16 protein-coding genes are annotated in these 21,971 nt (G+C 40.7%); 12 read left to right on the top strand and 4 right to left on the bottom strand.

Annotated elements, in window-relative coordinates; translation table 11 throughout:
• The first annotated feature begins 249 nt into the window (after positions 1-249).
• The 7 genes from ID165_RS05370 to ID165_RS05340 all read left to right on the top strand — a co-directional run bounded on the left by ID165_RS05370 (position 250) and on the right by ID165_RS05340 (position 7,376).
• Positions 250-2,139: a CocE/NonD family hydrolase gene (locus ID165_RS05370; RefSeq protein WP_192349350.1), complete on the top strand. Its 1,890-nt coding sequence runs from the start codon at positions 250-252 to the stop codon at positions 2,137-2,139.
• 770 nt (positions 2,140-2,909) lie between these two features.
• Positions 2,910-3,434, top strand: a complete 525-nt coding sequence (locus tag ID165_RS05365) for a hypothetical protein (RefSeq protein WP_192349349.1) — start codon at positions 2,910-2,912, stop codon at positions 3,432-3,434.
• Between the two features lie 10 nt (positions 3,435-3,444).
• On the top strand, positions 3,445-4,116 hold the full coding sequence (locus ID165_RS05360) for a hypothetical protein (protein ID WP_192349348.1): 672 nt from the start codon (positions 3,445-3,447) through the stop codon (positions 4,114-4,116).
• Between the two features lie 241 nt (positions 4,117-4,357).
• Positions 4,358-4,939 (top strand): Crp/Fnr family transcriptional regulator, encoded by a 582-nt coding sequence (locus tag ID165_RS05355; RefSeq protein ID WP_192349347.1) that lies wholly within the window; start codon positions 4,358-4,360, stop codon positions 4,937-4,939.
• 63 nt (positions 4,940-5,002) lie between these two features.
• A complete protein-coding gene (locus ID165_RS05350; protein ID WP_192349346.1) occupies positions 5,003-5,365 on the top strand; it encodes a DUF4260 domain-containing protein in 363 nt (120 codons plus the stop codon).
• Between the two features lie 117 nt (positions 5,366-5,482).
• Positions 5,483-6,628: an ATP-binding protein gene (locus tag ID165_RS05345; RefSeq protein WP_192349345.1), complete on the top strand. Its 1,146-nt coding sequence runs from the start codon at positions 5,483-5,485 to the stop codon at positions 6,626-6,628.
• 112 nt (positions 6,629-6,740) lie between these two features.
• Positions 6,741-7,376 carry a hypothetical protein gene (locus tag ID165_RS05340; protein ID WP_192349344.1) on the top strand — a complete coding sequence of 212 codons (636 nt, stop codon included), beginning with the start codon at positions 6,741-6,743 and terminating at the stop codon, positions 7,374-7,376.
• 56 nt (positions 7,377-7,432) lie between these two features.
• On the opposite strand, the gene ID165_RS05335 is transcribed toward ID165_RS05340, so the two are convergent.
• The gene (locus ID165_RS05335) at positions 7,433-8,404 is read right to left on the bottom strand and encodes a GlxA family transcriptional regulator (RefSeq protein WP_192349343.1); all 972 of its coding nucleotides are present in this window, start codon (positions 8,402-8,404) and stop codon (positions 7,433-7,435) included.
• Between the two features lie 137 nt (positions 8,405-8,541).
• On the opposite strand from ID165_RS05335, the gene ID165_RS05330 reads away from it, so the two are divergent.
• The 3 genes from ID165_RS05330 (at position 8,542) to ID165_RS05320 (ending at position 11,150) form a co-directional block, all read left to right on the top strand.
• Complete coding sequence (locus tag ID165_RS05330; RefSeq protein WP_192349342.1) at positions 8,542-9,948, top strand: MFS transporter; 1,407 nt, start codon at positions 8,542-8,544, stop codon at positions 9,946-9,948.
• Between the two features lie 298 nt (positions 9,949-10,246).
• The gene (locus tag ID165_RS05325; protein WP_192349341.1) at positions 10,247-10,663 is read left to right on the top strand and encodes a VOC family protein; all 417 of its coding nucleotides are present in this window, start codon (positions 10,247-10,249) and stop codon (positions 10,661-10,663) included.
• 40 nt (positions 10,664-10,703) lie between these two features.
• Positions 10,704-11,150 (top strand): SRPBCC domain-containing protein, encoded by a 447-nt coding sequence (locus tag ID165_RS05320; RefSeq protein WP_192349340.1) that lies wholly within the window; start codon positions 10,704-10,706, stop codon positions 11,148-11,150.
• Positions 11,151-11,203: 53 nt separating this feature from the next.
• Here ID165_RS05320 and ID165_RS05315 read toward each other — a convergent pair whose 3' ends face one another.
• Entirely contained in the window at positions 11,204-12,034 is an 831-nt protein-coding gene (locus tag ID165_RS05315; RefSeq protein ID WP_192349339.1) for an alpha/beta fold hydrolase, read from the bottom strand.
• Between the two features lie 201 nt (positions 12,035-12,235).
• Here ID165_RS05315 and ID165_RS05310 point away from each other — a divergent pair, with 201 nt between their 5' ends.
• Both ID165_RS05310 and ID165_RS05305 read left to right on the top strand, forming a co-directional pair.
• The gene (locus tag ID165_RS05310) at positions 12,236-12,736 is read left to right on the top strand and encodes a GreA/GreB family elongation factor (protein WP_192349338.1); all 501 of its coding nucleotides are present in this window, start codon (positions 12,236-12,238) and stop codon (positions 12,734-12,736) included.
• A gap of 290 nt (positions 12,737-13,026) precedes the next feature.
• Positions 13,027-15,660: a valine--tRNA ligase gene (locus ID165_RS05305; protein ID WP_192351315.1), complete on the top strand. Its 2,634-nt coding sequence runs from the start codon at positions 13,027-13,029 to the stop codon at positions 15,658-15,660.
• A gap of 166 nt (positions 15,661-15,826) precedes the next feature.
• Here ID165_RS05305 and ID165_RS05300 read toward each other — a convergent pair whose 3' ends face one another.
• Together ID165_RS05300 and ID165_RS05295 are read right to left on the bottom strand one after the other, a co-directional pair.
• Positions 15,827-18,691: a PD-(D/E)XK nuclease family protein gene (locus tag ID165_RS05300; RefSeq protein WP_192349337.1), complete on the bottom strand. Its 2,865-nt coding sequence runs from the start codon at positions 18,689-18,691 to the stop codon at positions 15,827-15,829.
• Positions 18,684-21,902 (bottom strand): exodeoxyribonuclease V subunit beta, encoded by a 3,219-nt coding sequence (locus tag ID165_RS05295; protein WP_192349336.1) that lies wholly within the window; start codon positions 21,900-21,902, stop codon positions 18,684-18,686. Before ID165_RS05295 ends, ID165_RS05300 begins: the two co-directional genes overlap by 8 nt.
• Between the last annotated feature and the right edge of the window lie 69 nt (positions 21,903-21,971).

Below are 21,971 nucleotides of genomic sequence, written 5' to 3'. Positions count from 1 at the left end.
ATAAGTCATTGGCTTCTTGACCGTTGATGCAGCCTATCTAAATTTCAATTATTTCTCAACCATTAAATCTACCAACCATCAATTTCCACTCCTCCAATTCAATCTCTTCACTAACTTAGATTAAAATTGAAATCCTATCATATGAAATCGACACGATTAAAATCATCATTAGAACACACAGAGCTCCGCCAGCTGGCTGAATAATAGTCCAAGATTCCATCTGACCTTTAAAAATCAAATTATAAACACATGAAAAATCTTTATAACACCTTCCTGACGCTACTGCTCGTCATGATCTTTTCTGTTTCTTTTTCGCAGGAAAAAAGCATCATAGATCAGCTGGATGAAGTAGCTATAGTAGACCAGAAAGTTATGATGCCCATGCGGGATGGTGTGCGGCTGGCCACAGACATTTACCGTCCCAAGGGAGAGGGAAAATACCCTATCGTATTTTCCAGAACTCCTTACAACTTCAATACCTGGGGAAATGGAGAAATGAATACGCGTACCATGCAAACCGCACTTACGTGGGTAGAAAAAGGCTATGCTTATGTAGTCCAAAATGAACGCGGGAGATACTTCTCGGAGGGAGATTGGGATATTTTGGGCGTTCCCCTGACGGATGGGTACGACGCTTTCGAATGGATGTCCAAGCAAGACTGGAGCAATGGCAAAATAGGCACGCTGGGCTGCTCCTCCACTGCCGAATGGCAAATGGCCGTTGCTTCACTTAATCATCCGGCACTGGCGGCACTGGTTCCTCAGGGCTATGGTGCAGGTGTAGGTAAAGTTGGTGAGTTCTATGAGCAAGGAAACTGGTACCGTGGAGGTGCAGGGCAAATGCTTTTCACCAACTGGCTTTATGGCGTACAGCATGACCCTATGGCTCCAAAATTACCTAAAGACATCAGCCAAAAAGATCTATTGAGGCTTCAGCGCTTCTACGACATGTCTCCGAAGTATCCAAGAATCGACTCCAAAGAGGCGTTGAGTCATCTTCCGATTCAGGACATTATCAAGAATCAGCATGGCCCAATGGGAATCTATGAAGAAATGATCACCCGTAAGCCGGATGACCCGAAGTGGTTTGAAGGCGGATTGTACCATGATGATATGCCATTTGACAAACCCAGCTTCTGGTTTGTTTCCTGGTTTGATGTCTCTGCCGGGCCAAATATCGCATTATTCAATCACGCCAGAGAAAATGCTGTTTCCCAACTATCGAGAGACAATCAGTATCTTGTCATCGCTCCTGTGCTTCATTGCTCTTATACCCGAGCGTCGGAAAACACGATGATAGGCGATCTGAATGTAGGTGATGCGCAATTGAATTACGACGAGATCATCACCGCATGGTTTGACCGGTGGTTGAAAGATGAAAAATCTGAAACTATGGCGGAAATGCCAAGAATTCAATACTATACCATGGGTTCCAATAAGTGGCAAACTTCAGAGGTGTGGCCCCCAGCTGAAGCTGTGATGACCACGATGTATCTGGATTCTGAAGGAAAAGCAAATACACTAAACGGAGACGGGAAGCTTTCTGTCAAAAGACCAAGAAAAGACACTCCTGACACCTTCCAATACGATCCGATGAATCCGGTGACCTCCTATGGAGGAAACGTCTGCTGTACCGGAAATGCCATCGATGGAAACGGCGGTTCTTATGACCAAAGTGAAATGGAATTACGGGAGGATATTTTGGTATACACATCCGATGTACTGGAAGAAGGAATCGAAGTTTCCGGCTTTATCGAGTCCTACCTCTACCTCTCCTCTGATGCCAAAGACACCGATGTTACCATCAAGTTAATCGATGTGCATCCTGACGGAAAAGCCTTTAATTTAGATGAAACAATCCAGCGGGTTCGCTATAGAGAAGGCTATGACAAAGAAGTTTGGATGGAAGACGGAGAAGTCTACGAAGTAAAAATGACTCCAATGAGCACTTCCAATTACTTTGACAAAGGGCATAAAATCCGCATCGAAGTCAGTAGTTCGAATTTCCCACGTTTCGACAGAAATATGAATACAGGAGGAAATACCTACGATGAAACCGAAGGTGTGGTAGCGACCAACTCCATTCATCATGGAGGAAAGAGTCTGAGTAGAATTATATTGCCGATAGTGAAGAAGTAGATTTCAGTATTCTTATGAATAACCAAAAAGGAAGTTTAATCGCTTCCTTAGTTAAGGTTGGGCGCAGTAGAGACCAGAAATAGTTTTATTCGGATTGAAATCATCTAACAGCAGGAAATTTCGGACAACAATCGTGGAACCCCTCGATTTTAATAAGTCCCCAAAAAACTGAGAACATCTGAAATATGTCTGCATTTCAGATTTATCATTTTTTTGTTGAACAGGATACTGTACCATTCTAAAAATTGCTTAACTTCTTATGTAGAAAGTCAAAAAAAGTCAAGAGTTTTAAACATGAAAAAAAATCCATTTGTTAGAAATAATTGGACCATAAAACAGATGAAATAGAAAAGAGATTCAATGAAAGCTAATCAAACAAAATTGAAAACAATAGTTTTATAAAGGCACTAATAAAAAAAAAAAAAAACACAGCTGCTGATTTATAATAATATTAAATTTATACATACTTAGTAAATTGATAGATAAACCTTTAAATATAAATGCTTTATGAGCCTAATGTTACAATGTGGATCATTCGTTATTGATAGTAAAAACAAAGACCTCATTCAAGCCTCTCGCTTTGATTTTTCATGGGAGTTGGCGGCAAAAATGTATTTTAAAAACACACTTTTTAAAATGCGAAATTGATTCAAAAGGAGAAAAATCCTATAAAACTCTTGCTTTCAATATTAATAGAAATGAAACTCATTTTTTAAATTTAGTGAGTTCTCAAGATTTTTTTAAGAAAAACTTTACGGATAAAAAAAATAGTGGACAGAGCCCCGTTATTTTATTTATTCAATATTCCATTTCCAAATATAGAGTACGAAGTTGAAAATTTAAGCATATCTGGTGAAGATCGATATAGTATAATAGTGTCAAAGTTTCGAGAGAAGACTTACCAAAACTTAGAACGATATAGGGTTCGCATAGAAATTCCAAATACTTTTGATTTTAGAGAAAATCCGTTTCGCCCAATATTTCAGGCAAATTTTCAAGACATTTATGATTTCTCAGAGAGTTATAAGGAATATTTATCAAAATTTCTTAATGTTGATCCTGTATGCATTAAAACAAAGAATTTTATAGTACCATTTTATCTACTTAACGCAGATGAGTTAATTGAAATAAATTCCATTCAATATGAAATTGAAAGTGAGATGCATCAAAAAATGATAGAAGAGTCACAAGAAATTGAAGGTGAAGAGCATTTTAATTGGGAGAGATCTGTTATGGAGGAGATGAATAGGGAGGCATTTGAATTTGATCCTGATAATTATTGGAATATAGATTAATAGAGAAGTTATGAAAGTTAGATTATTAGCAATGGGATTATTTGAGGAGTATGATCCCACCAACTACACTAGACACCTTAGTAATTTAAGATTAGAAAAATTTTATCAAAAAAAGGCCTATCATTTCAATTTTGAAACAAAAATTGACACTAAATATAAAATTTCCCCTAAAGGTGGTTATTTTAGTCCGTTGAAAGCTGAAACTTTCTTTTATGTAGATGAGTCAGATCGAAAACCCGTTGAATTTTCTTCAGTAATTAGTAGGAAACCTTCTTTCTTCGCCTTTATACTTCCAAATCCAGTATTACATAGAACTGACTTAAAAACAGGCTATACAATTAATGATATTTCACACAGAGGACAACCCTTCAACAATGAGCGATTTCATAATAAGAGTTATATAGAAAGCTTCAAAAATTTTTCTCTTGACTCTGATCTAGCTGGAAAAATTAGCATTATACACGAACTTCACGACTTTTCCTTTATAAATAACTTTTTAGAAAATAATTGTTATCCGATTTTCATTCAAGACCAGGAAGAATTGTGCATATTGATTAATGACTATAAAGTATTTCTCGAAAAAATATTTAACCTTAATGTTGACATAAAATCATTTTCAAAAACTATTATTCCATTTTTTAAGCTTGAAGAGCAAGAAAAGAAGCAGTTAGCTTTACCATAATTTCGCCATATTCTCCCCCACTGATCGTAGAATTTAGTTTTGAGGTTGCTAGGTGTAATTTGTAATTACACCTTACTATCCACATGAATTTGTATTTCTGATAAGCCAAGCTTCTGGTGAATCAGCACAACTGAAAATCTGCGACCTCCGCGTAAACCTCGGTTGGTGAGTCAGTCGAACCACAGCGTCCTTTGTGGTTGAAAAATCTCCACATCTGTTTTTTTACTATTTTAACCAAACAATGACAGAACTCGAACAAAATATAATTAGCTACTTTGGGGTGATGCGTGAGGATAGTTTGCAGGCTATAAGCTCACGCTTTCACCCGGAAACGCTGAAAAAGGGAGATTACTTTTTGAAAACAGATAAGCCTTGCAACAAGCTTAGTTTTATAAAATCAGGGCTTTTGAGAGTCTATAAGCAAACCGAAGACAAGGAAGTAACCCAATGGATTTCTAGTCCAGGCTATTTTGTGGCAGATCTTTCCAGTTTACTTTTTGGCACTCCAGCTCGCTGGACTATCGAAGCCTTGACGGATGCTGAGCTTTTCACCATCAGCGGAGAAGATTACAAGTCCATCGGAAATGTTGTTCCCAATTGGCATGAGCTTGAAAAGCTGTTTATAGCCAAATGCTTTACCTTTTTGGAAGACCGTGTATTCACTCACTTGTCCATGACTGCCGAAGAACGCTATTTGCATTTCTTTGAGTACAATAAGGAGCTTTTCAACCAAGTTCCGCTTCAATACATCGCATCAATGCTTGGCATGACACCGGAAACTTTCAGTAGAATCAGAAATAAACAACTCAGCTCAACTTCTTGATATTTATCAAGAGCATCCTGCCTTCTACTTCCCAATTTTGCCTCAACACTAAATCACTTAACAATGAGGAACTTATTAAAATTGGAAGAGGCCGCAATATTTCTGCTAAGCATTTATTTATTCAGCATACTGGACTTTGCCTGGTGGTGGTTTCCAGCGCTCTTGCTGGTTCCTGACATAGGAATGATCGGGTATTTATTCAGTCCGAAAGTTGGAGCTTTCATTTATAATCTATTTCATCACCGGTTGGCGGCTGCCGGTGTTGCTTGCTACGGACTGGTATTTGAAAATGAGTATTGGATACTTGCCGGGATTATCCTATTTGCTCACATTTCCTTTGATAGAATGATGGGCTACGGCTTGAAATTCAACGACAGTTTTCACCATACGCATCTTGGAGGCATTGGAAAAATCGACAAAAGTTGAATTCAACATACGGTTAACACAAAAAACAACACACACAACATACTCGTTTTCAGTAAATTATTTTATTTTGAGCGCCATTTTGTGTAATTTTGGAATTAGATTCCTAATTTACACAAAATGGAGTATTTTGATAGACATATAAAAGACAAGGCAATATCGCTTTTAGGCAAATTTCCCACGCTAGCCATCACAGGTCCACGACAATCCGGAAAAACTACCTTTGCAAGAAAATTGAAACCAGATTATACTTATGTAAATCTGGAGCTACCAGAAACAAGGAACTTTGCCAAATCTGATCCATTAGCTTTTCTTAGAGCATATCAAAACGGAGTCATTCTAGATGAAGTCCAGTGGGTTCCCGAGTTATTCTCCTATTTACAGGTATTAACTGACGAGAGAAATATTCTTGGCGAATATATTCTGACTGGCTCCCAAAACTTTCTTCTATCTAATCAAATCACCCAATCCCTAGCGGGACGGGTAGCTATGTTAAATTTACTCCCATTTTCAAAGGCAGAACTATCCGGGCATATCCCAATCCAATCTTGGGAAGCTCTGACCGTAAATGGTGGCTATCCAAGAAAATATCAGTTTGACATCGCGCCTAACGACTACTATCCCAATTACATTCAAACTTACATCGAGCGTGACGTGAGACAAATCCTGAATGTGATGGATCTGGGGAATTTCCAAAAATTCCTCCAATTACTCGCTGGAAGAGTTGGTCAAATATTCAATCAAAGCAATTTTTCAAATGAACTTGGAATCGATCAGAAAACCGTAAATGCGTGGCTTACCGTGCTGGAAACATCTTTCATTGCATTTAGACTTCCTTCTTATTATCGTAATTTCAATAAGCGGATTTTGAAGTCACCGAAAGTGTATTTTTACGATACTGGAGTACTATGCAGTTTATTGGGAATAAAACGCGCAGAAGATTTGAATGTGCATTTTGCACGGGGTCCCCTATTTGAAAACCTGGTAATTCTGGAACTCATGAAAAAAGAACTCAATGCCGGAAATATTCCAGCCATATATTATTGGAGAGACAGTCATCAAAATGAAGTGGATCTTTTGCAAGAAAATGATGGGAAATTGACGGCTATAGAAATAAAATCGTCGGAAACCTATCATTCAGATTTTCTCAAAGGCTTGAAATACTTCCAAAAAACAGCTCCTGAAAGTGCTGCAAAACTCATCTACGCGGGAAATCTAAACCATGAACGAGAAGGAATACAGATCAGTAATTTTCAAAATTTATAAGTCCATTACTTAACAGTTAGATTAAGTCCAGCTTCTGGAGAAGCAGGACAACAAGGATATTTGGAGAATATATGCACTTGCGTATATAATAGATGTACACAATATGAATACAATGAAACATTTACGACTAGCTTTTATTTTGACTCTTACCCTAGTGCTTGTTCAAGCTTGTAAGACATCAAAAACGGCAAACGGAAACAAAAAAAACACCAAAAATGGATTGATTATTTTTCAAAATGGCGTAGAAACTTCCGTGAACAATCTTTCGGAAACGATAGAAATTGACAAGAAAGAATTCTCATTGAGATTTTACAACAAGAAATATGATTCCGAAAACAAAGAATTTCATTCAGCTCAAATCGCAGCTTTTGTTGACAAATCTGAATTTGATAAAGTAAAAGTCGGATTATCAAAGGCTGATATTCCTTGTTTTGAACCGGGATCAGGAATGGCTCCCGACAAAAGTGGAAAATATGAAACTTTGATTTTCAATAATAACGGACACCATTACACGATTTATGAAAACCCGGAAAGTGAAAGACTCAACCTTTTGGAAGACTCCGGGAAATTTTTGAAGCTTGAATTTGAAATAAACTCTTTGTACTATGACACTATGGAAGTTAAGATGACAGACACCAAATTAAAAGAGTTCTACATTGCTTTTTTGATTGACAGAAATCTAAATGGAACTATTGACAAAGGAGAGTTGAAAAAACTGACATTTAAAATAAAGGGGCTAGACGAGTAGACAGGCGTAAGATGTAGGCTCACAGACTGTCCCTCCCGACTAGGTGAGAGTCATTCCTAATTAATCCTAGCATATCGCTTCTGATAGGCGGATGGCGTAATTCCTACAATCTTGAGAAACACCTTTCTAAAAGCAGTCCCATCGGTATAGCCAACGCTGTACATGACCTCACTGATATTCAAGTAGTTCTTTTCAAACATTTTTTTCGCTGCTTCTACTCTCACACGTTGTAAGTACTCTATCACTGTATTATTGATTGCTTTAGAAAATCTACGCTCAAAAGTTCTTCGGCCTATACTAAACCTTGCACATAGCTCACTTACGGTAATGCTTTCGCTGTAATTTTGCTCTATATACAACTGAGCCTTCTGCATCAGCACATCATCATGTTTTTTTTGTGTATTAAAAATGATAAATGGCGACTGACTGTTACGATCAATGTCTATCTCAAAAATTTTAGAATGCCTGACAGCCATTTCACGTCCTATGAATTTCTCAATTAAATATAAATTGAGATTAAGTGAAGAATAGGCACCACCACTGGTATAAATCCCATTTTCATCGGTTATTATTTTGTCGTCCTGCAAATTCACAAGGGGAAACATAGCCTTGAATTCTTCCGCAGCCATCCAATGCGTGGTGCAATCCCTTCCATCCAGCAAACCCGAACTGGCCAATATAAATGCACCAATGCATAAGCTGGCGATTTCTGCGCCTTTTCTATATTGCTCGACCAGCCATGGAACCAAGTTTTTGTTAGAATCAACTACCGCTTTGTATGGACCATGTACGGCAGGTATAATAATCAAATCCGTTTTTTCGAGATTCTGCGTAGTAACATCAGCTTTAATGTCGAATATGTTGTTGCTTGACTTCTTCTCTAGATTTGCTGCCACTAACTGAACTACAAACTTTGGAACATTACCAGATTTCACCAATGCATCATTTGCCATGGTAAACATCTTATAGGTCGCTTCTAAATTACTTGCGCTAATGTTGCCTTCTGGCAATAGAATGGAAATATGCATCGCTTTACTTTTGGGTAAACCCAAAGATAATCAAGCCTCCTGTCGCATTCAACACCCTATATTGTCAAAATAGCACTAACTGACTGGTTCTTATAGGCTTTACCTTTATCCAATATTCTGAAAAAGCGATAGACACTATGTACCAAATCAATCAATCAGAGCAGAAAACAGGCAAATCAAATCTATGGTGGGCCCTGACATTACTTTGCACATCTTTTTTCATGGTAGTTACGGATTCTACCAGTGTTTATTCCGCACTGCCCTCTATTGAGGAAGAACTTGAGTTCTCATTAGGTGGATCCGAATGGATAATTATTATTTATATGTTGGTTTTTGCAGGGTTGGTATTATTAGGTGGCCGCATCTCCGATTATTTTGGACGAAGGCGAATGTTTACAATAGGGGTAATATTTTTTACACTTTCCGCTGTACTCTGTGGATTTTCTTGGTCTGGTGAGGTACTTATTTTTGCCAGACTTCTTCAAGGTATTTCTGCTGCAATAATGACACCCGCCGCTTTGTCTATTGTTATCAACACGTTCACTGACAGCAAAGAAAGAAACAAAGCTATTGGAATATGGGGAGCGATGGGAGGTATTGGCGCAACCGGTGGTTTGTTGATTGGAGGCCCCACAACCGAATGGCTGGGCTGGGAATGGATTTTTTTCATCAATCTTCCAATTGGCATTTTGGTTTTGATATTGACCCCATTTCTACTGAAAGAAAGTAATGACAGAACAATCTCAGACTTTGATATGGCAGGAGCCATACTGGTTACTGCTTTTTTATTGATGACAGCCTATCTAATTACAGGTATTCCGAAGCATGGGTTACTAAGCATTCCCACTCTATCGTTATGTATAGTAAGTTTCTTGCTCCTAACAGCATTTATAAGGGTAGAAAAACATGCGAAATCACCGCTTGTCCCTTTTCGAATATTTCAATCTCAAACACTGGTAGGAGGCAATTTATTGATATTATTTGCAGGAATGTCCGTGGATGGAATGCTGTATATTTTCACGATGTTCGTCCAGCAATTGCTGGGATATACTGCATTTCAGTTTGGCTTAACTATGACAGCAATGACTGCTTTGTCCGTAGTGGGTGTATATGCAGGCCAGTATTTCGTCTCAAATTATGGATTGCGTGCGGTAGGAATAATGGGAATGGCCTTGCTGGGCATAGGAATGGCATCAATTAATCTCTTACCTGTCGAACACAATACATGGCTTATGCTGATTGCATTATCTGTTTTTGGTATAGGAATGGGAACTTCGTTCGTCTCTGCCCAAATTGCAGCCTTGTCAAATGTAAATGAGGCGGACTCGGGTCTCGCTTCGGGTATAGTAGAAACTGCCTTCAGCGTAGGTGGTGCGCTGGGAATTGCTATTCTGGCTACCGTTTCGCAGGTATTTTCCGATAATGCAAATCCTGCGGTTTTAACATCTTCCGGAGTAACTCACGCCTTTAATATAGTAGTTGCATTTGCTCTCGTAGGCATAGCTATTTCCAATTATTACTTTAAAAAATTATATCTGGGATAAGATAATCTAATAGGATCGTTAGTTGTGAACTTATTAAAGCAGGTAGGAGATGATAATAAGTAGAAACAAAGAATAAATATCATAATTAACCGCATTCAATAGCCATAGGATGATGCCAGTAGCCATAATTTCTTTGCTCACCTGGTCAGATGACCGATACTTCGACTACGCTCAATACAAGTGACCGAAGTGGCCTCAATGCTATTGCTGACCAAATCCTACAATGCTTTAGTCCCTTTACTGACAGAAAAGCTGATTTACATAAATACTAATTAAACCTATAACAAATTGATACGCTATGAAACCAAAACAAATCTGGGCAAACTTAGGGGTAGAAAATATCGAAAGGACGAAGGAATTTTACCAAGCATTGGGATTTAAGCTAAATGGTCATCCTAGCAAGGAGCTTGTGAGTTTCTTTTTTAGTGCTGATGGATTCGTAATTCACTTCTTCGAAAAGGAAAAATTGAAAGCGAGTCTAGAGGGGGAATTATCTGATCTCAGCCAAGGAAACGAAATCATGTTTACGCTCTCGGCAGCTAGTAAAAGTGAATTTGATCAGTGGATAGATGAAATAGAAAATGCGGGAGGAACGGTTTTTTTCGACTCCAATAAGGATAGAAAGGCTTTTTACGATGAAAATGGTTTTTACGTTTGTGTATTTGCAGATCCTGACGGCCACAAGTTCAACCTTTTATACAGTGACACTATGTAACACCATAGAATCGAGTCAATAATCACATATAATAAGAAAAATGAATAACGCTCTTATAGTTAACAAAGAAAAATTGACACATACTACCCCAAAAGAAATTTGGGAGGTAATCACTGCCACTTACTACTTCGATAACTGGATGTTTGTTCCGGGAAAAGCTGAAGAAAATAAATCCTTTGGCTTAGGAAGCAACATCAAATGGATTAATGAGAAAAACATTGTTTATCTCACAGGAGAAGTGATTTCATTTGTTCCTCAACGAAAATTTGTGATTTCATTGCAGGATATAAGTTGGAAAGCTGAAGTACCAAAAGGAACTGTAACCTACGAGTATCATTTAATCGAAACAGATAAAGGCACAAAGGTGAAATTTTACTTAGGCGACTTGTCAATCGATCCAGAAGGACAACGTTGGTTCGATGCTTACAATGAAAGTGATGAAATCGGAGCTATAGAAAAATTAATTGAGCGTAGAAAAACTTCATAAAAAAGCCGGAAACCTAATAAAAGGACCGGCTTTTTAGATGACAAATATCCTCCTTACTTTTTCAGGAAATCCAACAAAAGCTTATTCAATTCATCCCCATGTGTGAGGTTTAAGCCATGCGGGGCTCCTTTGATTAGATGGTAGGTATTATCGGTAATTCCTTTTGCCGCCTGTTCTCCAGAAGTCTTGTAAGGCACAATATTGTCCTCATCTCCATGGACAATCAAGGTAGGAACTTTAACATTTTTCAATTCGGATCTGAAGTCCGTGCCAGCCCAGGCCTCTGCGGCCTTGATGGTAGCGATAGGAGATGCATGAGAAGCAACAGAAAAATCAAATTCCAGATTTGCCTCACTCACGCCCGCTGCATCTTTTTTATAATTATAGAAGTTCTTATGAAATTCCTTTAGAAATCCCAATCTATCTGATTTTAGAGCAGCGAGGATCTCATCCAAAGCCTTTTGCGGAACGCCCTCAGGATTATCATCTTTCTGTGCCACAAGTGGAATTATGGATGCAATGAGTGCAGCTTTTGAAATACGATCTGCACCAAACTCAGTAAAATACCTCACCACTTCTCCCCCACCCATACTAAAGCCAACTAAAGTCACCTCTTTAAGATCAAGCTGAAGGATCAATTCATTCAAATCACCCGCTAAGGTTGTATAATCATAATCTCCCCATGGTTGGGATGAATTACCAAACCCCCTCCTATCGTAGGCAACGACCCTGAATCCCTCCTCCACCAACGTCCTGATCTGACCTTCCCAGCTCTGATGACTCAATGGCCAGCCATGTATTAAGATGACAGGTTTCCCTTTTCCATAATCCTGATAGAAAATCTCTACCGGTTCTTTTCCTTTACTGTGTTTCAAAAATGACATAAGTAGTTAATTTAAACGTTAGTGGCTTGTTGAATTAAACAGGTTTGAAAATCTGCTGCGTACCAGTATAAGACTGGAGTAAACGATATTTTGTTGCATAACTGCTTCGTTTATTCTTTGCATTACCAGCTCTTGTCTCCTGCTTGGGAAACTTAATCCCATCTCAAACTCTTATACATATAGAATAAAGATAATAACCGCATGAGCAGAGGATTTGTAAAAGAAGATGATCAGGAAGAAACCCCTCTAGTACCACCAAGAGCTGATTTGCCAGATGATGTCATAAATTATGTCACCGAAAATGGAATGGAAGAGCTCCTTGCCGAAAAACAAGGGCTGATCGAGGAAAAATCCGCTATAGAGGCTGCCACAGAACAGGAAAAACGAATTGCATCAAATTTCATTAATGCTAAAATTCATTTGCTCGAAGAACGGATCTCCAGCACCAAAATAATAGCATTGGACGAACAGCCCAAAAATGAAATTCGGTTTGGAGCAACTGTCACCCTAAAAATCGGAAATAGTCCTAAAACCCAGAATTACCAGATTGTAGGTGTGGATGAAGCAGATATTGCCAAAAATAAAATATCCTTTATCTCACCCATAGCCAGGATATTGATCGGCAAGAAAGTTGGAGAGCAAGCAACTTTAAAATTGGCTAAAGAGAACAGAGTTTTTGAGGTGATGAAAATAAGGTATTGATTTTTAACCTGTCAATGAAGAAGTTGTGATTGTGGCACTAAGTAGGAAAAGTAAATTTTGGGACTACAAATTCCGAAAAGCATGAATGAAAATTTTTAGACTAGTCCAGGTTCAGGAGAAGCAGGACAACTTAAAGCTGCGCTCTCTGCGTCAACCTCCGTGCCCGCCGCGGTTAAACCCTCCCATTGCGCTCTTTGCGGTTTAAACCTCATTTTTCCACAATTGATCCGCCAATCATGCCTCCAAAATTGGCTTTTTCGCTATTTTTGCGGCTCAAATACTTATCCAATATGTCTATTGCCAGCAAATACGATCCGGCAGCTACCGAAGCCAAGTGGTACGCCTACTGGATGGAGCACAAGCTTTTTTCTTCGAAAGTTGACCCGAATAAAGAACCTTACACCATCGTAATCCCTCCTCCAAACGTCACAGGCGTCTTGCATATGGGACATATGCTGAACAATACCATTCAGGATGTATTGATCCGTCGTGCCAGAATGCAGGGAAAAAATGCCTGCTGGGTTCCCGGAACAGATCATGCTTCGATCGCTACGGAAACGAAAGTGGTGAACTTGCTGAAAGAACAGGGAATCGACAAAAAGTCCCTGACCCGCGAGAAATTCCTAGAACATGCATGGGAATGGAAAGAAAAATACGGAGGAATTATCCTTGAGCAACTCAAAAAATTGGGAGCCTCCTGCGATTGGGACCGAACAGCTTTCACCATGGATGAAGGGCTGAGTGATGCGGTGATCTCCGTGTTTGTAGACCTCCACAAAAAAGGCAAAATATACCGTGGCATCCGTATGGTCAACTGGGATCCTAAAGGGAAAACTGCGCTGTCAGACGACGAGGTGATCACCAAGGAAATCGCTTCCAAACTCTATTACATCAACTATAAGATCGAAGGATCGGAGAATGAATTCCTTACCATCGCTACCACCCGGCCGGAGACAATCATGGCTGATGTGGCGATCTGTGTGAATCCTAATGATCCCCGATTCACTCACTTAAAAGGTAAGAAGGCCATAGTCCCTTTGATCAACCGTGCCATTCCGATCATAGCCGATGAATACGTGGATATGGAATTCGGTACGGGTTGCCTAAAAGTAACTCCTGCCCACGATATCAATGACTATGAACTGGGACTAAAGCACAAGCTGGAAGTGATCGACATCCTGAATGATGACGGAACGCTGAATGAAAAAGCCCAGATTCTAGTGGGAGAAGATCGTTTTGTTGCTAGAAAGATGATCGCCAAAAAGCTGAAAGAAGTAGATCAGTTGGAGAAAATAGAAGATTACAAATCCAATGTGGGACATTCGGAAAGAACAGATGCGGTGATCGAGCCAAAACTTTCTTTGCAGTGGTTTCTGAAAATGGACGAAATCACCAAGCCCGCACTCAGCTCGGTAATGGATGACGTGATCCAGTTATACCCCCCAAAGTTCAAGAACATGTACCGCTCTTGGATGGAAAATGTGCGTGACTGGTGTATTTCCCGTCAACTCTGGTGGGGACACAGAATCCCGGCTTACCACCTTCCTAACGGGGAATTTGTAGTCGCAAAAACTGCTAAGGAAGCCTTGGCCATCGCCAATGAGAAATTTGACGGCAAATTCACCTTATCGGATTTACAGCAGGACGAAGATGTGTTGGACACCTGGTTCAGCTCCTGGCTTTGGCCGATTTCGGTTTTTGATCCGGAGGTCTTCACCACCGGCAAGCCGAATGAAGAATTGAAATATTACTACCCTACGAATGATCTGGTAACTGCACCGGAAATTTTGTTCTTCTGGGTGGCACGTATGATCATTGCCGGATACGAGTATATGGGTGAAAAGCCTTTCAAAAACGTGTACCTAACCGGAATTGTACGGGACAAACTAGGCAGAAAAATGTCCAAGTCTCTGGGCAACTCTCCTGACCCGCTGGATCTGATAGCCCAGAACGGAGCTGATGGGGTACGTACCGGAATGCTGTTCTCCTCTCCTGCCGGCAATGATTTGCCTTATGATGACAAGCTCGTGGAGCAGGGAAGAAACTTTGCCAATAAAATCTGGAACGCTTTCCGTCTGGTAAAAGGCTGGGAAATCGATCCGAGTCTTGAGGGTTCGTCCAATGCCTCAAGTATAGAATGGTTTGAAAACCGGTTCAACCAAGCACTGGTAGAAATCAATGAGCACTATGAGAAATTCAGAATTTCCGATGCGTTGATGACTACCTACAAGCTGGTTTGGGGAGACTTCTGCTCTTGGTACTTGGAGATGATCAAACCCGAATATCAGCATCCAATCGATCAGGCGACCTATGACAAGACCATTGTGCTCTTCGAAGATATCCTGAAAATCCTTCATCCATTTATGCCGTTTATTTCTGAAGAACTATGGCATCAGATTAAGGAAAGATCAGTAGAAGAATCCTTAATCCTGGCTTCTTGGCCATCCGAAAAAGGCTACGATCAGCAAATCATCGAGGAAGCCAATCAGGTCTTTGAGGTAGTTTCTCAGGTACGAAACCTACGTGCATCCAAAGGCATGTCACCAAAAGAATCGCTTGACTTAACCATCAATGCCAAAAACGAAGGGTTATATGGTCGTTTCGAAGCAGTCTTAAATAAGCTGGCCAATCTTTCTTCACTTAATTTCGGCGAGAAAGTAACCAATTCACTCAGCTTTGTGGTTAAGTCTGACGAGTGCTTTGTCCCTATGGGTGACTCTATCAATGTAGAAGAGGAAAAAGAGAATATCCGGAGGGAAATCGACTACACCAAAGGCTTCTTAAATTCGGTGATGAAAAAACTAAGCAACGAACGGTTTGTCGCAGGAGCACCTGCGCAGGTTATAGAAATGGAGCGTAAGAAACAAGCTGATGCTGAAGGCAAAATCAAAGCCTTGGAGGAAAGTTTGATAAAGCTTGGATAAAGCCTATTGCTTCTTTTCTATTGATTTTATTTATCGCAGTAAAGAGTATTTCCCTTGACTTTTCCGGGGAAGAAAATTCACTCTTGAAGTGAGGGCAGAGAGATACAATGTGGCAAAATCGCAACACATCTCCCTGCCTTTTACTTTTATCCAGAAGGAGCTAAAGCTACCTTCCACAGATCTCTTTGTAGGCACAATAACCGCATTTCTTCAAATCTTCCGTCTGGTCAAAAGGGATTTCAGGATTGTAAATATCCTCCAGCAGTACTTTCAACCCAGTGCTGTATTCTTCTTCAAACTGCCTGTAGTCATTTACTTCAGATCCCTCTTTTCTGGGCAATTTCTGCTGCAGGTAAGGGTTAAAATCATCTCCAAACATTTCCCTGAGATTAAAAATTGCAGGTTTAAGAGGCAATGTATTCCCCGGGTTAGTAGCCTGGTAGATTAAGCCATAAAACATCGTCTGCATAGCAGCTTTGTTTCGGCTTTTATTCTCTCTGTCAAAAAGCGATGTAACATCAGGAAAGGTTTTGTTGTCCTGCCCCGATTTATAATCTATCAGTCTCACCGAACCATTGTGCTCATCCACACGGTCGATAATCCCCTTTAAGGAAACTGTTTGCTCACCCGAAGAAGTAATGATCCTTAAACCTGCTTTATACACTTTCTCCTTCTCCAAAGAAATCAAGGTAAAGGGAGCTGAAGCCTCATCTATTTTTAAAATTTGATGCAGGTATTTCTGAAGCACATCCCGGGCAATAGCCATCTGACCATTGAGCTTAGTATCTGCTTCGTCTTCCAAATGATAAAAATTCCGGATTGCTTTTTCAATGGCAGGAAATACCCACAATTTCCCCAATTCCCCGAAATCTGACTTTTCCAGCAAAGTTCTATTCTTTCGCTTCGCAAAATCCTGATACAATATCTCCATGCTCAGGTGAGCGAGATTACCAAAAACCGCCGCATCAATTTCCTCACTTACCTCCTCCTTTTCCCGGATATTTGCTAGGTACTGAAGGTAAAACTTCAACCTACAATCCAGAAATACACTCAGTGCAGAAGGTGAAAAGGAAGTTTGGGAAACACCATTCTCATCGATCAGGTACTTATCAAGTAGGCGAATCACTTCAGCGTCTTTCTCTATCGTAATCGCTTTAGGAGATTTTTGGTCAATTGGAATATAAACCACCTCTTCATCCATAGTTCTTCCCAGCTCTACGGACATTTGCTGAATATATCGGCTCCTTTCGCCGGCCTTTCCCTGATCAGATGCGGTCGTATAGATCATATGTACTTCCTCCGCACTGTGCAATAATCTATAAAATGTGTAGGCGTAAATCGAGTCATTCTGCTCCTGCACAGGCAATCCAAACGCTTTACGTATGTTAAATGGAATCATGGAATTCAACCCTGCGGAAGGCGGAAAACTATCCTCATTCATAGTGCAAATGATCACCCGCTTAAAATCAAGATTTCGGGATTCCAGTACCCCCATGATTTGCAAGCCCTGGAGGGGTTCTCCCTCAAAAGGCAATTTGACCTCCCGGAAAACCTGCCGAAATAGCCGGATAAAAAACTCTCTGTTGATGGTGAGAATATCCTGACCGGCAAAAATCTCCCGTAATCGTGTCAACTGCTTGAAACATTGATAAAGATAGGAACGCTGCAAAGGCTCGTCCACCAACCGCTCAGCCAGAGCTTCCATCAGATTGGACAGGTAACTGAAAAGTGAATCGTTTTCAAGTTTCCGGAAAATCAACTGATATAAGAATCCTCCCATATGAAGCTTTTCCGCAGTAACATGAATCTGGTTCAAGAGCTGCATTTCTTCCACCAACTTCTCCGCAAAGCCCGGATTCGCACTTTTCAGGTATATCGAGCTCAGCAGGTTTTTTACAGCCGTATGATAGAAAAGCAACTTTCCATCCTCTTCTTTGATATACCGCTGCATTTCCAGCACTGCTTCCAAAAAAGAATAAACAGGTGCATTTTTCACAGGATATCCCATGGTCACATTTACCTTACCCACTTGCTCGGGCAGCGTGTGAAGAACAGGAAAAAGCATCTGCTCATCCGGCAAGATCACCACAGTCTCTTCCCAAGACTCACCGGCAGGGATTTTTTCCAAAATTGACCCTACCAAATTTGCCTGATTGGTCTTTAAAGGAGTCGCATAGGTTTTAATACTTGCCTTTCGATCCTCAATCTGTGTTGGAATCCGCTCAGGGAAAGTGGGTCCGAAAACCTTGTCTTTCTGATAATCACGGAAAAACATGCCCGCTTCCTGTACCTTATCTTCCAAATAATATGCATCCACATCCCAATAAATCTTTGCATCAAATGCGATAAGGTAATGTTTGATCAATGCCTCCTCCGCGCCTGTAAACGCATTGAAACCTATAAAATGATGTACTTTTTCAGGACGGGGAATAGTATGCAGCGATTCTGCTACTTTTCTGTAGAGCATCCCGGAATAAGCCAAACCAGATATCGCCAAAGACCCTTGAAAACTTGTATAAAGTGGACTTAGCAATTGCCAGAACTTCAAAAATTTCTCCTGATGATCTCTATCCTGACGGATAAATGAAGACCAAAATTGCTTGATCAACGCAACTTGACTTTCGTTCAGAAAACTCAAATCCGACTCCAACTCCTTGATCTCAGACAAGTGATGGTAGAGTTTATCCGCATTTGCCATAAACTGATCCACATCATTGAAATCTTTGAGAATCATCTCCCCCCAGAAATAAAACCGGTCAAAAGTCTCGGCTTCAGGATTCAACTCCCGGTACACGCGATACAGCTCAAAAATTAAAGTCAGCTCATCCGCGGGTCTATTTCCTGCCAACTCATAAAAGATTTCCTCGATCGTTTTCACTTCCGGCATCCAAGTCGGTTCGCTGATCAAACTCCCCAAATGCTGGGTAAAGAACAATCCGGCACGCCTATTCGGCAACACCACGGTGAGCTTTTGAAGGTCAGCCCCGCTTTCGAGGATTTCTTTGGCGGTATTTCTTAAGAAACTATGCATAAACCTCCTCGATTAATCCCGTTTCCAAATAACATAAATAACCTTTGGTGGGCTTTTGTGATAGTCTTGATACCAGTTCCATATATTCTCTTACCTGACTGGCGTAGCGAATCTGTGCTTCGCCTGTTTTAAAATCCACGATCAATGCTTCACTTTCATTCAGGATAATCCTATCAGGTCTCTTCTGCTTTCCTCCCGGAAGAAGAATGCCTTGCTCTGCCAGGAGAATCCCTTTTGCGCCAAACCATGAAGCAAAAAGCGGATCGGTAAAGAGGTGCTCCAATTGCCGCTCCACCAGCTGCTTTTCTTCCTCATTCAATCTCCCTTCAAAATAAAAAGTCTGCAAATTCTGCAAAGCCGCATTTTTGTCGGCTGATAATTCCAAAATCTCATGCACGATCAGGCCAAACTTCTGCTTCTTCCGCTGCTCCATTCCTTCCAATGAAAAGTCAGCTGCATACTTTTTCAGTGTCAATACTTCTGACCAATTTTTATAAGCCCAGCGAAGTTCAGGAGAATTTTTAGACTCCACTGTTTTTAGCCGGTTTTCAGGCCAATCTCCAAATTCAAATATTTTTGACTCTTGGTCATAATATGAAATCCAGCTCATGTCAGTTCCGGAAGACTGTGGAGATTGGATCAATTGCTGAAGCTGGACCTCCATGGAGTTCTGTGATCCGATTTTCTCCTTGTAGGGCAAAAATCCAAAGAAAACATCCTCAGCCCTTGTGAGTGCCACATACAACATATTCAGACTATCCAAATAAGCCATGGTGGCTTCCTCAGCATAAGTGTCTCTAAAATCTGAATCTGCCAAATTCCCATTAAGCGTGAGCGGAATAATAGCGGAAAGTCCCTTTTCCCTATCCTCAAATGGTGACCAGACCACATTTCCTTTGTTGGTATCGAAGATCGTCCATTTCAGAAACGGCATCACGACCACCTTAAACTGCAGCCCTTTAGATTTGTGAATTGTCAGAATCCTCATGGCGTTATGCCCTTCTGGAATTTTGACTGTGCGCTTGGTTTGATTGATTTCCCACCATTCCAGAAAACCACTCAGGTCAGCCCGATTAGTTGCCGTAAAGTCATACACCGCTTCCTTGAACCCCGAAATATAGGCTCTCTCCAAACCAATTTCCATCAGGCCTAGCACTTTGATCAACTCTTCCAATGCCTCCATCAGAGGCAATTGAAGCATCAGGATTTCCTTTTCTCCGAAAGCTTTGACTTGTTCTTCGAAGTAAGCGGGCATTCTATCCAATGCAAACAGTTCATGATCTACGGGTGCGTTCATCAACACTGCCAAATAATACCACATGGTTTTGTACTGAACCTTATCAGACGGATTGTGCAGGTAATTGAAGCCTGAAACCAAGGCCTTCACTGATGCCGCTTTGTTCAGATACATGGACTCGTCGGAGAGCACATCAAAACTATACTGTGAATCGGGATTATCTGCCGCATAACTCATCAGGCAATCCGCTATAGCCTCCCCTTCTGACTTTCTCCTCACCAGAAAAGCGATATCCTCCAGCTCATATCCGTGATCCTGTAGCTCCATGACCAAATCGGGTAACTTCGATAAAACCACCTCATCGAAATTCCCTTCTTCATCCTCATTTTTTGGATCGATAAACTCCAATTTGACTTTTCCCTTAAAAACTGACTTTTCCTTCTTTGGAGAAACTTTCTGAAAGGAATCCGAATAAGCCTGCGAAAGGATCTGCGGATTTTCCACAGCGTAGCTTTCACTTAAGACCTGCTCCATCGCTGAAGGCAATGCTTTAAAAACAGCATTGTTGAAATTGATGATATTCGGAAGGCTACGGAAATTTTTGTCCAGATTTTCCAACTGGATGCGTTCCTTGCCTATTTCATCCTCCACCTGGGAAAGCAATAATTTCATCTCTCCACCACGCCAGCGATAGATCGATTGCTTCACATCTCCTACGAGCAGGTTAGTCTGATTTTGCCCAAGTGAGTTTTCCAGAAGTGGTTTAAAGCTGTCCCATTGAAATCCCGAAGTATCCTGAAATTCATCAATCAGATAGTTTTTATACTGATTTCCGACTTTTTCATAGATAAAAGGCGTATCATTTCCCTTGGTGATTTCCTTGAGAAATTCATTGGCATCAGAGATCAGAAGTATGTTTTCCTCATCCTTGACAAGGGTAAGTTCGTCCAGCAAATTTCTAAAAACACCATAGACGTAACTGTTTTTGGCAATTGCCTGCAGCGTATTCCACTTTGAGCCCAAGGCTGTAATCTGATGCAAAATTTGGTTTAAGCCTTGGTCGTAAGCAGATAGAATTGCATCGATTTGCTTACTTGATTTTGCAAACCAAGTTTCAGGATTATCGATTTTACTCTTCTGCGAATCCGTTAGAATAGGAATAGGCTGGTTTCTATCACCCAATTTCTCAAACAGCCTGGCAAATGACCTGGAACCTCCGGCGAAATCCGTCCATTCCAGACCATTCGAAATGCGGATCAAGTCCGCCTGTTTCCCCAGTTCTTTGGCGATACCGACAATCTCTTGCTTTCGCTCACGGACAAAAGACTGTAGTAAAGTAATATTTTCCTTATCCTTCAGAAACTCCTTGATTTCAGGGGAATATTTTTTGAAATCCTCCTGAAAAATCTGCTGACCAAGGCCTCGAATATTGCGCCTAATATCCCAGGATTTGCCATTCTGGATTTGTTCATAGGCATAATCCACGAGCCATTTATGGAGAAATTCATCTTCCATCACCAGCATCACCACCCGGTCTACCACGCGCTCCAACACTGCCAATTGATCCAATTCCACATCAAACTTGGCATTCAAGTCAATCTCCCGGGCAAATGCCCTTACCACTTTTTGGAAGAAACTGTCAATCGTACTCACCGAAAATCTTCCGTAATCATGAAGAATCGCCGTGAGTGTCTGCCGGGCAAGGAACTTTAGCCCTGCCTCGTCCACATGTAGTGAACGCATCAATTCCCCGTCCATCTTGTCTTCGGGACTGACTTGGCCCCTCAGTCTTTTCAGCTCTTCCAATATCCGCTCCTTCATCTCCTGTGTAGCTTTATTGGTAAAGGTCACGGCTAAGATTTGCTTGAATGCATGAGGGCTTTGCAGCGCAAGCTTGAGATACTCCAGCGTCAGCGTATAGGTCTTACCCGAGCCTGCGGAGGATTTGTAAATAATAAACGGTTTATGATCCATAGGTAAAAAGTAATCGAACTAAGATAAGCAAGGCAGGGAGTTTAAACTCAATGGAAAATCAAGTTTGAC

The organism is Algoriphagus sp. Y33 (assembly GCF_014838715.1).
Classification (GTDB): Bacteria; Bacteroidota; Bacteroidia; order Cytophagales; family Cyclobacteriaceae; genus Algoriphagus.
Note: the sequence above shows the minus strand (reverse complement) of the source record. Positions and strands in the feature narration are given on the sequence as shown.

Bases quoted from the DNA above. Each gene is read 5' to 3' on its own strand.
- ID165_RS05310 (WP_192349338.1), top strand. From the start codon at position 12,236: ATGAGCAGAGGATTTGTAAAAGAAGATGATCAGGAAGAAACCCCTCTA.
- ID165_RS05345 (WP_192349345.1), top strand. From the start codon at position 5,483: ATGGAGTATTTTGATAGACATATAAAAGACAAGGCAATATCGCTTTTA.
- ID165_RS05295 (WP_192349336.1), bottom strand. From the start codon at position 21,902: ATGGATCATAAACCGTTTATTATTTACAAATCCTCCGCAGGCTCGGGT.
- ID165_RS05300 (WP_192349337.1), bottom strand. From the start codon at position 18,691: ATGCATAGTTTCTTAAGAAATACCGCCAAAGAAATCCTCGAAAGCGGG.
- ID165_RS05330 (WP_192349342.1), top strand. From the start codon at position 8,542: ATGTACCAAATCAATCAATCAGAGCAGAAAACAGGCAAATCAAATCTA.
- ID165_RS05320 (WP_192349340.1), top strand. From the start codon at position 10,704: ATGAATAACGCTCTTATAGTTAACAAAGAAAAATTGACACATACTACC.
- ID165_RS05350 (WP_192349346.1), top strand. From the start codon at position 5,003: ATGAGGAACTTATTAAAATTGGAAGAGGCCGCAATATTTCTGCTAAGC.
- ID165_RS05370 (WP_192349350.1), top strand. From the start codon at position 250: ATGAAAAATCTTTATAACACCTTCCTGACGCTACTGCTCGTCATGATC.
- ID165_RS05335 (WP_192349343.1), bottom strand. From the start codon at position 8,404: ATGCATATTTCCATTCTATTGCCAGAAGGCAACATTAGCGCAAGTAAT.
- ID165_RS05360 (WP_192349348.1), top strand. From the start codon at position 3,445: ATGAAAGTTAGATTATTAGCAATGGGATTATTTGAGGAGTATGATCCC.
- ID165_RS05325 (WP_192349341.1), top strand. From the start codon at position 10,247: ATGAAACCAAAACAAATCTGGGCAAACTTAGGGGTAGAAAATATCGAA.
- ID165_RS05355 (WP_192349347.1), top strand. From the start codon at position 4,358: ATGACAGAACTCGAACAAAATATAATTAGCTACTTTGGGGTGATGCGT.
- ID165_RS05305 (WP_192351315.1), top strand. From the start codon at position 13,027: ATGTCTATTGCCAGCAAATACGATCCGGCAGCTACCGAAGCCAAGTGG.
- ID165_RS05315 (WP_192349339.1), bottom strand. From the start codon at position 12,034: ATGTCATTTTTGAAACACAGTAAAGGAAAAGAACCGGTAGAGATTTTC.
- ID165_RS05340 (WP_192349344.1), top strand. From the start codon at position 6,741: ATGAAACATTTACGACTAGCTTTTATTTTGACTCTTACCCTAGTGCTT.